The sequence below is a fragment of the Spirochaetota bacterium genome, from assembly GCA_035477215.1.
In the GTDB taxonomy this organism is placed as follows: Bacteria; Spirochaetota; UBA4802; order UBA4802; family UBA5368; genus MVZN01.
Genome location: DATIKU010000024.1, coordinates 1 through 15,066, shown reverse-complemented (window position 1 = coordinate 15,066; position 15,066 = coordinate 1). Strand labels below are relative to the sequence as shown.

Genomic DNA, 15,066 nt, shown 5'->3' with positions numbered 1-15,066 from the left:
GCATGGTCAGTCAAGGACAGTTTTGGAGTGACCCCCTAAAACTATCGCCCCTTTTCATCCGGGTCACTCTTCAGAAGCACCATTAAAGCGCATTCAAAGCAATAGCGCCCGGCTGTATTTTTGCATCCGGGATCTTTTTTTTCTCTGTGCTCCCGGGCAAATCCAAATATCCACTTTTTCTTTTGTAAATAATTACAGTATCTTGACATATGCTGTAAAGTAATAAACCAGAGTTATCCGTGTAAGGATTTTCGTTATTTTTATGTAAGGATTTCCCTTACATAAACGAGCGCTATATTATCGTATAACGCATTTTATACTGCATAGATCGGGCCAAAGACGTTACTTAAACTATGCGTCTCGCGCGCGGTCCCTTTCCCAAAAGCGGCCGCCCGGTGCCGTCTATTTGCGCGGAGGGGGCGTCCGCTTGTTCCCGTCATACAACCCGCCAAGCCATCCGGCGAGTGGTACTATGCGCACCCCCTCGACCTCCCGCACTCCTGCGGCGTTTTTCACCAGCTGGAGGCTCTCCCCGGGGGAAATTCGCTCTTTCAGGTACAGCAGATTTTTATGAAGGGCCTCGTCATCCGTCTTTACCTCGATGATCCACCGCACCCGCCGGTCGACTTCCACGACGAAATCCACCTCCCGCTTCTCCCTGTCCCGGAAACAGCACAGTCGTCCCTTTACTCCCGAGGTGTCTTCCAGGTAGTGCAGGTATTTCAGCAGAGCGGCGGCGACGCAATTCTCAAGGCGGGCGCCCTCCCCGTTATAGGCGGAGGCGCAATCGTAGAAATACGCCTTCGATTCCTTCCTGACGCTCCTGCTCAAATTCTTCGTATAGGGATATACCAGAAAAATTACATACAGCCGTTCAAGCAGCTCCACCCAGGCCCTGGCGGTCGGCGGGCTCACGGAGAGGTCCTTCGCGAGGTTTTCGTAGTTCAGGGTCGAGCCCACCCGTTCCCGCAGCAGTTCTATGAGAAGGCTTACGCCCCGCAACGAGCTGACTCTCGAGAGGTCCAGCAGGTCTTCCTGAACGACCACGTCGAAGCGGTTGTTTCGCAGCCGCTCGGCGTCGTCCGGGTTCAGGAAGGACTCGGGAAAGCCTCCCGCGGTCAGCAGTCGCGAAAGGCATTCGTCCTCGCCCAGTGTACGGTCATCGTTGAAATGCCGAAGGGCCTCGGGCAGATCGACAGGATGCAGGCGGTAGTGGTAAAAGCGCCCGGTCAGCGCATCGCCGCTCTTTCTGAACGTGTCGAGCCGGGCGCTTCCGGTAACCAGTATGGACTGTTTCCCGCCGTGTGCATCGTACACGCCCTTTAAAAAATTTTTCCATTTCGGGTATTTGTGCAATTCGTCAAAAACGACGAGCGGGGCGGATTTGTCCCAGGCGATATCGCGAATCGTTTTCTGGTCGCTCCGTACGTCCCAGTTAAAATACAGGCCTCCGGTCCCTGAGGCGATATGCCGCGCGAGCGTCGTTTTTCCGGACTGGCGCGGCCCGGAGAGAATCACCATCTTTTTAGTCAGGTCTTTTTGCAAATTTTCGCTTATATATCTCATGCGATAATTCTAAATAATACTTTAGAATTGTCAAGACAATTCTAAATAATACTTTAGAATTGTCGCAAAAATGATCGAGAGAAATCGGAGGTTCAAGCGCTATGAAGTACAGACAATTGGAGAGAAATATGCGGAATTTAGAATGGGGCGCTCGGGCTACCGTTGCTTTAGCACTGAACCCGTGACTATAACGATTGAATCACACATACACCTCGCGCGGCTTGCTCCCCTGCTGCGCGCCGATGTAGCCTCTATCTTCCATGAGCTCGATTATGCGCGCCGCGCGGTTGTAGCCTATCGAAAGGCGCCGCTGCAGGTACGAGGCCGAGGCCTTTTTGGTCTCCTCCACGATCTTGAGCGCCTCCACGAAGAGCTCGTCATCGTCGCCGTCGTCATCGCCCGACAGTTCCTCCTCGAAGATGCCCGCGTCGATGTCGATGTAGTTGGGACTGCCGAGCGAGCGCAGGTGCTTAACCACGACCTGAATCTCGTCCTCGGAGACATACGCACCCTGGATGCGCACCGGAAACGAACTCGTGGGCGACTGATAAAGCATGTCCCCCTTGCCGAGCAGCTTCTCCGCGCCGTTCTGGTCGATGATGGTGCGCGAGTCGGTCTTCTGCGCCACCTGGAAGGCGATCCGCGCCGGGAAGTTCGCCTTGATGATGCCGGTGATCACGTCGACCGACGGCCGCTGCGTGGCGAGCACCAGGTGGATCCCCACCGCGCGCGCCTTCTGCGCGATGCGGGTGATGAATCCCTCGATCTCCTTCTGCGCCACCATCATGAGGTCGGCGAGCTCGTCCATGATGACGACGATATACGGCAGCCGCTCGTACGAGTCGCCGTAGCCCGCCACCTTCTGGTTGTAGCGCTCGATGTCGCGCGTGTTGATCTGTGACAGAAGCCGATACCGCCGCTCCATTTCGTACATCGCCCACTTCAGCGCCTTGGGCGCCACGTGCGGCTCCACGATCACCGGCGTGAGGAGGTGCGGGATGCCGTTGTAGAGCTGCAGCTCCACCATCTTCGGGTCGACCAGGATGAAGCGCACGTAGTTCGGATCGTAATTGTAGATGAGGCTTGTGATGATGGCGTTTACGCACACGGACTTGCCGCTGCCGGTGGCGCCGGCGATGAGCAAATGCGGGAGCTTCTTGAGGTCGAGCGTGACGGGCTTTCCCAAAATGTCCTTGCCCAGCGACACCTTCAGGCTTCCGGGGTAGGACTGGTATTCCTTCGCGGTGATGATGTCTCCCAGGTTCACCATCTCGCGCTTCCTGTTGGGCACCTCCACGCCGATGGCCGACTTTCCCGGGATCGGCGCTACGATGCGCACGCGCGACCCCGAAAGCGCCATGGCGATGTCGTCCGAAAGGCCCACGATGCGGTTCACCTTTATCCCCGGCGCAATCTGCATTTCGTAGAGCGTAATGACCGGCCCCCGGTTGACGTTCACCACGCGCGACTCGATCCCGAAATCGTTCAGAGTGTTGACCAGGAGCTCGGAGTTTTTGATGATCTCGCTCTTCCAGCTCTCGGCGTCCGATGCCGACGAGGGCTGCAGAAAGGCCGCCGGTATGATGTAATCGCGGTTGATGGCGATCGTCTCGAAGACGCGCGGCCCCGTCTCCTCGTCGCCGAAATCGAAGGTCTGCTGGATTTCACCCGCCCCTTTCTTCGCGCGGGTGCTTTCGGCTTCGCGCCGGTCGGTGGCCCCGGAACGAACGGTTGCCGCCGCCGCTACGGCTTCCCGGTCTTCTGCCGATATCGCTTCGGGAATCGTATCGTCATCGGACAGGGCCGCGAATCGAAGCCGGTCGGTTGCGACCGGCGGTTCGACGGGCTTCTCGTTGTATTCGATCTCGCCCTCATCCACCGGCGCCGGGTGTTCCTCTTCATGGATTTCGGGGACCTCATGCGGTTTTGCGTCGTCCGCGACGTCCGCGGTCTGCGAAATACCATCACGTCTCGATTCCGTTGCCGCCTCGGGTTCGTACGCCTCACTCCAGTCAGCGAAGTCGGAAGATCGCCGCGCTTCGATGATCTCGGTCTCGTAGACGCCATCGGCGTTCATTTCAACATCAGCATACGCCGCACAGCTCCCTTCCTCCCGGCGTTCGCCATCCGCGGATGGCGCCCTGAACTCAAGCAGCCCGATACCCCGTGGAAACGCGTCCTCTTCCTCGCCCATCACCCTCCCGCGGTAAATGTGGACACGGCGCTTGACCACCCAGGGCGGCTTGGCCGCCCGCCTTGCGTTCTTTTTCATCTCTTCGTCGATTCGCGTTAGCGGCGCGGCATCCGGGTCCCGGCGGCGCTGGAGCATGATAAAGGCCCCGCGTACCGCCGCTTGTAGCTTTCCGCCCGGAAAGGCGATGAAAAGCGATGAAAGCGAGAAAACGCCAAGCATGAGAAGAGCCGCGAGATTGAGCACCACCACCACGAGCGCGCCGCCGACATTACCCATAAAGTGAGAGCAAAACTGCGTTAGATACAACCCTACATATCCACCCGCCCGCTGGGGCACGGCGTCGCGTCCGAAGAGCCCGCAGAGCGCGGCAAAACTCACCAGCAGAAATGAGAGCGCGAAGATGCGCTCCATCGATCCGGCAATGTTCCCCTTTTTAACGACGTGCCAGCCGGCAAGCACCATGATCGCGACCAGGATATACGAGGAGATTCCGAAGGCTATATGTAGAAAATTCGAGATCCACGCTCCGAACGGGCCCATCAGGTTGCCCACCGGCCTGCTTTCGGAGAGCAGACGGTAATCGTCGATCGAAAAACTCGCGAGCGCGAGCAGGAGCATCAGCGAAAAGAGAAATATGAATACGCCTGTGATCTCCTGAAAACGCCGATCGCTGGACACGCACCGCCTCCGATAGTATTCGAATGATGATTGCGCGAAGAAACCGCGCGAGGGCGCACCTTGCCCCCTTCGTATGTCGAGCCCTGGTATAGTATCGGCAGGTTGCGACCCGTAATTGAGGCGGAAACGGGGCTCGGCTAAAAAGCGGAAAAAGGGGGAAATGTCCGTGATGTTTACCGCGCACCGGGCGCCGTCCCGCTCAAACGTCCTTCTGAACGCGCGGCCAACGCCGGCCATGCGCACTCCCGGGAGCGTGCTATATGTCCATCACCTGTACTTCTATGAGAGGATTGCGCCTGGTCAGGCGGAAGATGGAGTTTTTAAGGTGCTTCTTCAAAAACACGGCGATCTCCTTATCCTGCGCGCCGTCGGCAAGCATCCGGTGCGTCTGCGCCTGTACGTCCGTACGGATGGCGTCGATCACCTTGATGTTCTTGCCCGCCACAAAACCCTTCGCCACCACCTCCGGCGGACGGACGAGCATCCCCTCTGCCGTTACAACAACCACCAGCACGATCCCTTCGGTGGACATGGACTTGCGGTCGTGTATGACGCCGTTTCCCACGTCCTCAATGTCCTGGCCGTCAACGTATATCTGGCCAAGATGCAGCTCGCCCGTCTTCTCGAACGACTTTTTCGAGAGCTCGAGGATGTCGCCGTTGCCGGCGATAATGCATCTTGACGATTTTATTCCCAGCGATTCGGCGATACGCACGTGCGCGCGCAGAAACCGGTATTCGCCATGAATCGGCATGAAAAACTTCGGCTTCGTAAGCGAGATCATGAGCTTGAGCTCCTCCTGCGAGGCGTGCCCCGACACGTGCAGGTCCTTGTCCTGCTCGTAAAAAACCTCGCAGCCCATCTTCATGAGCGAGTTGATCACCGTGTACACCATGCGTTCGTTCCCCGGGATGACCGACGCGGTGATGATAACCGTGTCTCCGGCACCGGCGGCGAAGTGCCGGTGTGTATTGGACGCCATCCTCGAGAGCGCCGACATCGGCTCTCCCTGGGACCCCGTGCAGATGATAACGAGCTTTTTGGCGGGAAGCGAATTCGCCTCGGCCACCTCGACGATCAGGTCGTCGTGGTAGTCGAGATAACCCAGGCTCCGTGCGATCTCAACGTTCTTCAGCATCGTAATGCCGCTGATGACGACCCGCTTGTTGTACTTCTGCGCGGCATCCAGCACCTGCTGGATGCGGTGGATGTTCGAAGCGAAGGTCGCCACGATGATGCGCCCCTTGGCCGAGGAAAAAATCTCGAACAGCCTCTCGTTTAAAATGCTCTCCGAGCGGGTGTACCCCTTGCGGAGCGCGTTGGTGCTGTCCGACATGAGCAGCAGCACGCCGCTTTCGCCGTATTCCGCGAACTTGTATATGTCGGTAACCATGCCGTCCACCGGCGAAAAATCGATCTTGAAGTCCCCCGAATGGATGATGGTTCCCACCGGGGTGCCGATCGCGATGCCCGCCCCATCGACAATGGAATGGTTAACCCGGATAAACTCCACCATGAAGGCGCCCACCTGCATTTTATTTCCGGGTGTCACCTCTATAAAGGTCGGTTTCTGCCGGGGCGGCCGCTCTTCCAGCCTGCTCTGTATCAGCCCTATCGTCAGCCGCGTCGCAAAGACCGGCGCCGAGACCTCTTTAAGCAGAAACGGGACCGCGCCGATATGGTCCTCGTGCCCGTGGGTTATGAGTATGCCCTTTATGCGGTGGCGGTTTTTAACGATATACGAAAAATCGGGGATGATGAAGTCGATCCCCGGCGTCTCTTCGGTCGGGAACATGATGCCGCAGTCGACGACGATGATATCGTCCCCGTATTCGAAGACCGTCATGTTCTTCCCTATGGCGTCGAGCCCGCCCAGGGGCATTATCTTAATGCACTGATCTTTTACCTGTTTCATGTTCCGCTGTGACCGAATCCTCCTTCGTTTCTCTCAGTCCGTGAAAGCGAGTCCGCCGGAATAAATTCCGCCCGGAACACCCGCGCGAACACCATCTGCGCTATCCTCATGCCGCGCTCTACCACAAAGGCCTCGCCGCCCAAATTCGCCAGGATCACCTTCACCTCGCCTCGGTAGTCCGAATCGATCGTGCCGGGCGTATTGAGGCAGGTGACGCCGTGCCTGAGGGCCAGTCCGCTCCTCGGGCGAATCTGAGCCTCATATCCCTCCGGGATCTGAACGGCGATGCCGGTCGGAATGAGGGCGACGGCGCCGGGGGCGATCGGAACCGGTTCGTCCACGCAGGCGAACACATCGGCGCCGGCGGCGCCGGTCGTCTGATAGGCCGGTATCGCCGCGCCGGGTAGTACGGTAATCCTGACCGGTATCACTTCGCGCCGCCTTCCTGCCGCTTTCGAGGGCGCGAGGGCCCTGTTTTCAGAGACAATGTATACACAGGAGGATAATCCACCCATATCGCCGTCAGGGTAAACACTTTTTTTAATCGTCAACCCTCTCCCCGTTACGCCCGGCTCACCGCGGACAAATTATCCGTATCGCCCTTGACGTGGCGACTGCCTGGTGCTACTTTAAGCGGAAAACGCAACCGAACGACCGGCAGGGGACCATGATCAGCACGGGGATAAAGCATCTCGACATGTTGATAAGCGGCATCAAACTCGGCGACAACGTCGTCTGGCAGATCGCCAACGCGGTTCCGGTCGAGTACTTCATTAAAAGTTTCTTCACCAGGTCGAATGATTTTCAGAACTCCATCATATACATCAACTTCAATTACTCGCCGCACACCATCTGCAGGCGCTTCGACGACATATTCAAAAACTTCAATTTCATACTCATCGACGCCTTCACCAACGGCAAGGGCAACGGCGACCCGGTCTTTCTCGATTTTTACCACAACGAGGAAGACTATGACCTCTCGCGCATTATCCGAATCCAGGACCCGCGCGACATCAACTCCTTTATCGCCACCCTGAACGACGTTCAAACAAATCACCGCGACGGGTCGTTCTATATCTTCGACAGCCTCACCGGCATGAACGAGCTCTGGCGCGACGAGCGCTCCGTGCTCGATTTTTTCGCCTTCACCTGCCCCAAACTTTATGAAATGAACACCATCGCCTACTGGATCCTCGAACAGGAGGCCCATTCCAGGGAATTCATCGCCGGCCTCACGCACATCACCCAGATCGTACTGTCGGTCTACAACACCAGCTCCGATTATTACGCACTTAAAATACACAAGCTCGAGGACCGTCCATCGACTAACATCAGCACGCCCCACGGATTCCGTATCATAGACAGGGAGATCCGCTTCGAGGAGACGCCCGGGGGCGATATTTTCAAGATTGGCAATAAGGTGAAGGAACTGCGAAAAGCGGCGAACATCACGCAGGCGGAGCTCGCCGCGCGCCTCGGCATGACTCCCGGCGCGGTCTCTCAGATCGAAAACGACCTCATCATGCCCTCGCTCAACACCCTCGTCCACCTGGCGGCCAATTTTAAAAAACCCCTCGAACACTTCGTAACCGCCGGCCTCCTGGATAACGACGACAGGGGATTTTCCATTTTCAGGAAAAAGGATGCTCGCCGGTTTTCGTCGAAAAACGCACTGGTAACGGGCCTTGCCGACGAAAAAAGGCCGGGCTTCACGCCGTACCATGTGGTTCTGGAGGGAAACCAGTCTGTCGAGGGGCCCATTCTAATGCACAAGGGCAAGGAATTCATCATCGTCGTAAACGGCTCGCTTTCGCTTACCGTCGACGGAGAGGAGCACCTGTTCCGCAAGGGCGACTCCATCCTCCTCGAGCGCTCCTTTATCGAGAAATGGAGCAATCACGGAAAAAACGACTGCGAATTCGTTTACATCCAGTTTTAACGCATCAGCGCCGCGCCCGGCGCCATTGTCGTGGGGACATAATATTTTCGCTTTTCCCTCGCCCCGAAGCGGCCGATACTGTATCAGGAGAACGGGACCGTTCCCGGGGCGCTGAAAGCCGCTGGTTTGACACAGCAGGAGGCGCATGCACAATTTCGCGTCGCTCGAACGGTTTAACAACGCCCTGCAGTTCGAGAAGGAGGGGAACTACATCATGGCGATGCACGAATATATGGCGGCGATCGAAATCGACGCCTCGAACAGGGAGGCGTACCTTAACCTCGGATCGCTCTACTCGCGCATGAACCGCCTCAGCGAGGCGATGGACTGCTACCGCAAGGCGCTCGATCTGGGCGACGATTACCTTGTCCACTTCAACATGGGAAGCCTTCTTTACAAGACGGGCGAATACAAGCAGGCCGTGCTGGAGCTCGAAAAATCCAGAAGACAGAATGGCTCGTTCACGCTCACCCTCCTGGTCATGGGCCTTTCGTTCAGCCGCCTGCGCAACCACGCGGCCGCGGAGTCCTGCTTCGCGCGGGTGCTCGAGCTCGATTCCGGCAACCGGGTGGCGCTCACCGCGCTCGCCATCATCGAGCTGGACAGGAAGAACTACGAACATTCACTCGACCTCATAGACCGCATCCTCGCCGCGGACTCCGCCAACGGCGGCGCGAGAAAACTCCGCGCGGACGTCCTCTATCGCATGAACCGCCTCGACGAGTCCCTGAGCGAAATCAAATCGCTTCGGGACGAAGGAGACGACTACCGCTCCTACGACGAATTCATCCGCTCGATCCCCCTCGAGATCTACACCGACCGGTATGGGACGATTGAGGACAAGATCGCCGCGCTGGAAGAAAAGGCGATACCCGGAGACCGGGACGGTCTGCTCAGCCTCAGCCTCTGCTATCTCCTGGCGGGGGATTCGGACAGGGCGATCGACATCCTTTTCGAGGCGAGAAAAAGCATCCTTAACTGAAAAGGCGAATCGCTTTTTTTCGATAATGCTTGACATCCGCCGTTGGAACGCCATGGTTTTCGCGACGGGGCGATTAGCTCAGTCGGTTAGAGCGCCTGCCTCACATGCAGGAGGTCACTGGTTCGAGTCCAGCATCGCCCACAGCCCGTCAGGCGTCGCATCGCACCGCGGTGTTTTGCGGAACCGGAAGGAAATATAAAGATCCCTGCTTGCCCGCATCACGGCGGCCGCCGCCGTCGAAAGGCTCACCAACGGGGTAAGGCTATGGCTAAACCGGTACTGTTAGACATTCTCGTCGGTAACAACGAACTCACTCCCGAGCAGGCCTGCCGGTCGCTCGACATCCATAAGAATTCCAACAAACTCATCGGCATGATCCTCGTCGAGGAGGGCTATATTACCGATGAAGTCCTGTGTAAATACCTCTCAATGGAATACGAAACCGCCTTCGATCCGCGATCTCCCGATTGATCACCCCGCGCCATTGTCCGCCTTCAGGCGACGGGCGTTTTGTTAATGGAAGGTAAAATAATCTTATTTGTTGACATTCTCCGCTTCCTTTCCTTGAATAAATAGCCGTCCGGGACAGGCATGTATAACATACGTACGAACTAACCTGCCCTGCGGGGTTTCCAATGCACAGGACCGAAAACGTTATCGATATTCGCGGAATTCTTGACAGAGGGGATATTGTTTCCTTTTTTCAGCCGATCATTTCGGTTAAAAAAAAATCGGTACTCGGCTTCGAGGCCCTGGGCCGGGGCGTCGCGGAAACAGGCGCCGACCTGGTCCCTCCTCAGGCGCTATTCGAAGCGGCCGAAAAGAAAAATCTCACCACAGACCTCGACCGCCTCTGCCGGGCGAAGGCGTTTGAAGGTTTCGGCGCGTTCAATAACGATCCCGACCGTTACATTCTCTCGGTCAATCTCGATCCATCAATACTCGACGAGGGAACGGTCGGCTCAAATCATCTCAGGGAACTCGCCCGTTCGCTCGGCATGCAGCCCGGCAAGGTGCTCATTGAAATCATCGAGTCGAAAATAAGAAACATCGAGGCCCTTGAAAAATTCGTGGCACTCTACCGGGGGTACGGATTCCTCATCGCCCTCGACGACATAGGCACGGGGCTGTCGAATCTCGACCGCATCTCGATCATCAAGCCCGACATCCTTAAAATTGACAAGTCGCTTGTTCAGAGCGCCGCCGGGCAGTATCACAGCGGCGAAATCGTCAAATCGCTCGTCGCCCTGGCCCACCGCATCGGCTCGCTCGTCATCGCCGAGGGCGTCGAGACGATGGACGAGGCTGTCATCGCACTCGAGCTCGGTGTCGACATGCTGCAGGGGTATTATTTCGCGAAACCCGGACCTCAGATGGAAACACTCATGGACGGCATTGACGAAAAGATTGATACCGTCGCCGCGAGCTTCAAGGAAGGGACCGTACGGCGCATCACCGCCAAGAAATTCCGACACCGAAGCTACAACCAGATCATCAATACGCTCATAAGCGAGCTCTCGCGCATTTCCGAGGAGGAATACGACGCAACGCTTGCGGCGCTCATCAGGCCGCACCCCGAATTGGAATGCGCCTATATTCTTGACGAGGACGGCATACAGGCAAGCGATACCATTTTCACCGGGATAAGCGGCAGCGCTTCGAAGGGGTTCTTTTTCCAGCCGGGGAAAAGGGGGACCGACCAGTCATCCAAAGATTACTACTTTTTGCTGGCGGCAGGGCTGGCCAAGTACACCACCGCGCCCTACATCTCGCTCGCGTCGCGGAACATCTGCATCACCGTCTCGGTCGCTTTCCGCGACGTCAATTTCCGCAAGCGGATCCTGTGCCTGGACATCATACAGGATAATGGTATTACCGCGTAGCCGCGCCCGCGAAGGCCGCCGGAATAACGCTCCCTTACGGTTCGAGTTCCCCGACACCCTCGCCGATGGTGCAGTCGAAAATCTGGGGCCCCGCGCCATGCGCCTCACGAAACTTTACCTCGATCTTCCGTACGAATTCCTCCACGGCGCCCGAGTCGACCATGGTGATGCTGCACCCGCCGAAGCCGCCGCCCATCATCCGCGACCCGAAAACACCGGGCACCGGCACGGCCCATTCCACCAGCCGGTCCAATTCCAGAATACTTACCTCAAAATCGTCCCTAAGGCTCGCGTGTGACACGTACAACAACGCGCCCGCCCCTGTATAGTCCCCAGACCTCATCCGGCGATGGAACTCGAGTGTGCGCGCGTTCTCCGTCACCGCGTGTCGGGCGCGTTTTTGCTCCACGGCCGGCAATTCCGGCGCAAGCCGCTCGAAGTCGGCCGGACCCAGTTCGCAGAGGTGATCGATGCCGGCGCCCATGCCGCGCAACAGCGCAAGCGCCGATTCGCATTCTTTTCGCCTGTCGTTGTAGCCGCTTTCGCGGAGCGAATGCCTGATGCCGCTGTTGACGAGTACGAAATGGATGCGCGACGAATTGATATGAAGGTATTCGAATGAGAGGTCGCGCGTGTCGAGCAACATCGCGCTGTCCTTTCTGCCGTGAATGACCGCGAACTGGTCCATTATGCCGCAGGCGACCCCCGCATAGTCCCGCTCCACCCGCTGCCCCATTCTCGCCAGCTCGACCATATCGATGGTCATGCCGAGCACCGAAAACGCCCCGTAGAGTGTGACCGTGGTGACCGCGGCCGAACTCGAGACGCCCGCTCCCGGCGGGATTGTGCTCAGGTAGCTCAGGTCGAGGCCTTCTTCCCAGCCGCCTGGGACCAGGGCGAGCGCCCCGGCCGGATACAGCCAGACCTTCGGCACGTCCGCGCCCCCCTTGAAAAGTGAAAGCGGCAGCTCGCCCGATGCATCGAATCCCGCATCATTAAAACGGAAGCATTTTTGTGCATTCCTCGACATGCAGAGGTACACGGCCCTGTCGATTGCCGCGGGCAGGACATGACCGCCGTTGTAATCGACGTGCTCGCCGATGAGGTTGATCCGCCCCGGACAGAAGAATACCCGCCCCGGCCCCGTGTCCGGGAACGCCGAGCCATGCGTTTCTATGAGCCGTTTCACGTGATCATTCATGGGAGTTGGCAGAACGTCGTTTTAGGATTGCCGTACTGCGCGATCAGACGCGCTGGAGGTGTCTGAAAAAGGCTTTGCCCTGGTCGGTTGTGTGGATGCACACGGCGTCACACTCGCTCGAGTCGGCGTACTCAATCAGGGCGAAATGCCTGAACCAGGTGAACAGGTAAAAATCCAGGAACGATATCAGAAAAACGTCGTCGCGGGCGCCGAAGCCGGTCAGATCGAAAAATTCGCCTGCAATAGAGTCAAGGTCGAAGCGGCCGTTCTGCCGCATGATTAGGTCGATCAGTATGTGCCTGTTGTGCCTGAGCTCGCGCGCCACCGCCGGATTTGAGGGGAAGATGTCCTCCCAGCGCACCTTGCCCCAGAACGCCGCAAACAGGACGGGAAAGATGTTCTCCCCCGTATACTCCGGGCTGATAAGCGCGGACGCGCCGGCGGTTTCGATCATTCCCGCCGCCTTCATTATAATTACGCACTGCTTGGCATATATCTCCAGAAGCTCCGAATCACCCGATTCCCTGAACAGTTCCGTATCCGCGATGGCCCGGACGCAACCGTCGTAGAACTCCTGCCCCAGGCATCTGCCGGGAACCATCCGCGCTCCGTTTTTTTTAATGGTCTCCGCAACGAATCTGCACAGCCTGACCGCATAGCAGCCTTCCAGTCCGCCCATCGAAACGGAGTCGTCGAAACGAGCAAGCGTCCTGACGAAACCACCCGCACGCGGACGTCCGTCATACATCCATGCCTGCTCGCAGCTGCGGTTTACCACAACGGAGAACAGCGCCGATTTCTCGGCGCCCGGCAGATTCACGAACATTCTGTCTATTTCTTTAGCGATCCTGTCGCGGGAAAAATCCATTGAAACGACCTGTCGAACGAGTAAATTAATTTCATTATCGCACTGGCGCCCGGCTTCACCATGGGTATGTTTCATGCCGACGAGATTCTCCCTTTTCTATGTATACGGTCCAGGAAGCGCCAATGGGAACAATTGGATTATCAATTAATTTCTGTGAAATTAATTGATAATCATTTATATTTAAATTAATTTAAAGTCAATGAAAATTTGAAAAAGCGAACAATAAAAACGAAAAAAACGCCTATCCGGAACCCCCGCACGCGACCTCTCAAATCACCACACGCTTTCGCGTTGTTCATAATAAAAATATTAATAATAATCCGTTAATGATCAGGTCGCACACATGATATCACGGTATGACCGAACAACGGCGTTATTATCGCATTGTGGATTAGTTTGTGTCTACATTGTGGATAATTGTCGACAAGTGCTTCGGTTTTACGAAATATTTGTTTTTTAAATTGTAAAATTCCGCACGTCACCGTAGAATCGGGCCAGATGAGTATTTATTCCACGATAGCGAAGACTTACAATCCCGCCGTATTCCAGGGCACGCTCGAAAGGGACGGCTACTTCGAAGGCTGGTACTTCAAGCAGGTATCGGCCGACCTGCGCCGGGTGCTTGCGTTCATCCCCGGCATTTCACTGTCCGGAGACCGCCACGCCTTTATACAGATGATCAACGGGATGACCGGCGAATCGCGCTATTTTTCGTACGACCTGTCCGAATTCAGATGGAGTAATGACCGCTTCGAGATTGGCATCGGCGCATGCCGCTTTTCCGCCGAAGGTATGTCGCTTGACATAGCCTCCCGGGGAACGCGCGTCAAAGGCGCTCTCGAGTTCGTCGACACGCGCCCCTATCCCGTAAAAATACTTTCCCCCGGCATTATGGGATGGTATTCGTTCGTCCCCTCGATGGAGTGTTACCATGGAGTCGTCTCCATGGGACACCGGCTTTCGGGAAGCATAACCATAGATTCCGATACAATCGGCTTCGAAGGAGGAAGGGGCTATATCGAAAAGGACTGGGGAGTCTCCTTTCCCGAGTCATGGATATGGCTGCAGGGTAACACCTTTCCGGGCCGGGAAGCCTCGTTCATGCTCTCGATAGCGAAAATCCCCTGGAGGAGAAGGCATTTTAACGGCTTTCTGTGTTTTTTATACGAAGGCGGCAGTCTCTACCGCTTCATGACCTACACGGGAGCCCGGATTGACGAAATACGTATGGACGACGGTCGGCTTTTCGTAACACTCTCCGACCGGAGATACCGGCTCTCCGTGAAGGCCCGGCAGCTCGCCACCGGCGCCCTCGCCGCTCCCGCCATGGGGACCATGAACCGCCCCATCAAGGAGTGCGGCAACGCAAGCCTGGAGGTGCGACTTGAAGATTCCGCTGGTCGCGTTTTTTTCGAGGGGAATGACGCAACAGCGGGGATGGAAGCGGTCGGTGACGTTATCAACCTCATGCGGAGGAAGTGATGGATATGCACAACGCGCTTTTATGGCTTTACCTGGCAAATTCCGTTGTGCTCATCAACCACGAGATCGAATCGGCCTACTGGAGGGAATGGGAGCTCTTCCGGCTTCCGGGAGGAATCACCGGCTTTCTCGTCATCCATTTCCCGATCCTCTTCGCCATGCTCTACGGGCTGGTGTCGCTGAAAGATCGTGAAACCGCGGGGCTCGTAATATCCCTGCTCGTCGCATGCGGGGGGATTTTTGCGTTTTTCGCCCACACCTGGTTTATCAGACGGGGGCGCACGGAGTTTACGCTTCCGATATCGCGCCTCATGCTGGCCGCCACGCTCGCGCTATCGGTCGCCCAGGGGGCGCTCAC

12 protein-coding genes and 1 tRNA gene are annotated in these 15,066 nt (G+C 56.9%); 7 read left to right on the top strand and 6 right to left on the bottom strand.

Annotated elements, in window-relative coordinates; genetic code table 11:
• Positions 1 to 402 precede the first annotated feature (402 nt).
• From VLM75_05730 to dut, 4 genes are all read right to left on the bottom strand, one after another.
• On the bottom strand, positions 403 to 1,566 hold the full coding sequence (locus VLM75_05730) for an ATP-binding protein (GenBank protein ID HSV96421.1): 1,164 nt from the start codon (positions 1,564 to 1,566) through the stop codon (positions 403 to 405).
• Between the two features lie 199 nt (positions 1,567 to 1,765).
• A complete protein-coding gene (locus tag VLM75_05725) occupies positions 1,766 to 4,438 on the bottom strand; it encodes a DNA translocase FtsK (GenBank protein HSV96420.1) in 2,673 nt (890 codons plus the stop codon).
• A gap of 256 nt (positions 4,439 to 4,694) precedes the next feature.
• Positions 4,695 to 6,353: a ribonuclease J gene (locus VLM75_05720; GenBank protein HSV96419.1), complete on the bottom strand. Its 1,659-nt coding sequence runs from the start codon at positions 6,351 to 6,353 to the stop codon at positions 4,695 to 4,697.
• Positions 6,350 to 6,784 carry a dUTP diphosphatase gene (gene dut / locus VLM75_05715; GenBank protein HSV96418.1) on the bottom strand — a complete coding sequence of 145 codons (435 nt, stop codon included), beginning with the start codon at positions 6,782 to 6,784 and terminating at the stop codon, positions 6,350 to 6,352. The genes VLM75_05720 and dut overlap by 4 nt, the downstream gene beginning before the upstream one ends.
• A 236-nt stretch (positions 6,785 to 7,020) precedes the next feature.
• Between dut and VLM75_05710 the strand changes: the two genes are divergently transcribed.
• The 5 genes from VLM75_05710 to VLM75_05690 all read left to right on the top strand — a co-directional run bounded on the left by VLM75_05710 (position 7,021) and on the right by VLM75_05690 (position 11,157).
• Entirely contained in the window at positions 7,021 to 8,292 is a 1,272-nt protein-coding gene (locus VLM75_05710; GenBank protein HSV96417.1) for an XRE family transcriptional regulator, read from the top strand.
• A gap of 145 nt (positions 8,293 to 8,437) precedes the next feature.
• A complete protein-coding gene (locus tag VLM75_05705) occupies positions 8,438 to 9,274 on the top strand; it encodes a tetratricopeptide repeat protein (protein HSV96416.1) in 837 nt (278 codons plus the stop codon).
• 67 nt (positions 9,275 to 9,341) lie between these two features.
• Positions 9,342 to 9,415, top strand: a tRNA-Val gene (locus tag VLM75_05700).
• Between the two features lie 123 nt (positions 9,416 to 9,538).
• A complete protein-coding gene (locus VLM75_05695) occupies positions 9,539 to 9,745 on the top strand; it encodes a hypothetical protein (protein HSV96415.1) in 207 nt (68 codons plus the stop codon).
• Positions 9,746 to 9,909: 164 nt separating this feature from the next.
• The gene (locus VLM75_05690) at positions 9,910 to 11,157 is read left to right on the top strand and encodes an EAL domain-containing protein (GenBank protein HSV96414.1); all 1,248 of its coding nucleotides are present in this window, start codon (positions 9,910 to 9,912) and stop codon (positions 11,155 to 11,157) included.
• Between the two features lie 34 nt (positions 11,158 to 11,191).
• Here VLM75_05690 and galK read toward each other — a convergent pair whose 3' ends face one another.
• Both galK and VLM75_05680 read right to left on the bottom strand, forming a co-directional pair.
• Positions 11,192 to 12,346: a galactokinase gene (gene galK, locus VLM75_05685; protein ID HSV96413.1), complete on the bottom strand. Its 1,155-nt coding sequence runs from the start codon at positions 12,344 to 12,346 to the stop codon at positions 11,192 to 11,194.
• 55 nt (positions 12,347 to 12,401) lie between these two features.
• A complete protein-coding gene (locus VLM75_05680; GenBank protein ID HSV96412.1) occupies positions 12,402 to 13,301 on the bottom strand; it encodes a hypothetical protein in 900 nt (299 codons plus the stop codon).
• Between the two features lie 423 nt (positions 13,302 to 13,724).
• On the opposite strand from VLM75_05680, the gene VLM75_05675 reads away from it, so the two are divergent.
• Together VLM75_05675 and VLM75_05670 are read left to right on the top strand one after the other, a co-directional pair.
• Positions 13,725 to 14,708: a tocopherol cyclase family protein gene (locus tag VLM75_05675; protein HSV96411.1), complete on the top strand. Its 984-nt coding sequence runs from the start codon at positions 13,725 to 13,727 to the stop codon at positions 14,706 to 14,708.
• A partial coding sequence (locus tag VLM75_05670; protein ID HSV96410.1) for a DUF6713 family protein occupies positions 14,708 to 15,066 on the top strand: 359 nt, incomplete at its 3' end. The genes VLM75_05675 and VLM75_05670, both read left to right, overlap by 1 nt.

Excerpts from the sequence above, each read along its gene's own strand:
- VLM75_05730 (HSV96421.1), bottom strand. The coding sequence starts at position 1,566 with ATGAGATATATAAGCGAAAATTTGCAAAAAGACCTGACTAAAAAGATG.
- VLM75_05690 (HSV96414.1), top strand. The coding sequence starts at position 9,910 with ATGCACAGGACCGAAAACGTTATCGATATTCGCGGAATTCTTGACAGA.
- VLM75_05710 (HSV96417.1), top strand. The coding sequence starts at position 7,021 with ATGATCAGCACGGGGATAAAGCATCTCGACATGTTGATAAGCGGCATC.
- VLM75_05720 (HSV96419.1), bottom strand. The coding sequence starts at position 6,353 with ATGAAACAGGTAAAAGATCAGTGCATTAAGATAATGCCCCTGGGCGGG.
- VLM75_05695 (HSV96415.1), top strand. The coding sequence starts at position 9,539 with ATGGCTAAACCGGTACTGTTAGACATTCTCGTCGGTAACAACGAACTC.
- VLM75_05705 (HSV96416.1), top strand. The coding sequence starts at position 8,438 with ATGCACAATTTCGCGTCGCTCGAACGGTTTAACAACGCCCTGCAGTTC.
- VLM75_05680 (HSV96412.1), bottom strand. The coding sequence starts at position 13,301 with ATGAAACATACCCATGGTGAAGCCGGGCGCCAGTGCGATAATGAAATT.
- VLM75_05675 (HSV96411.1), top strand. The coding sequence starts at position 13,725 with ATGAGTATTTATTCCACGATAGCGAAGACTTACAATCCCGCCGTATTC.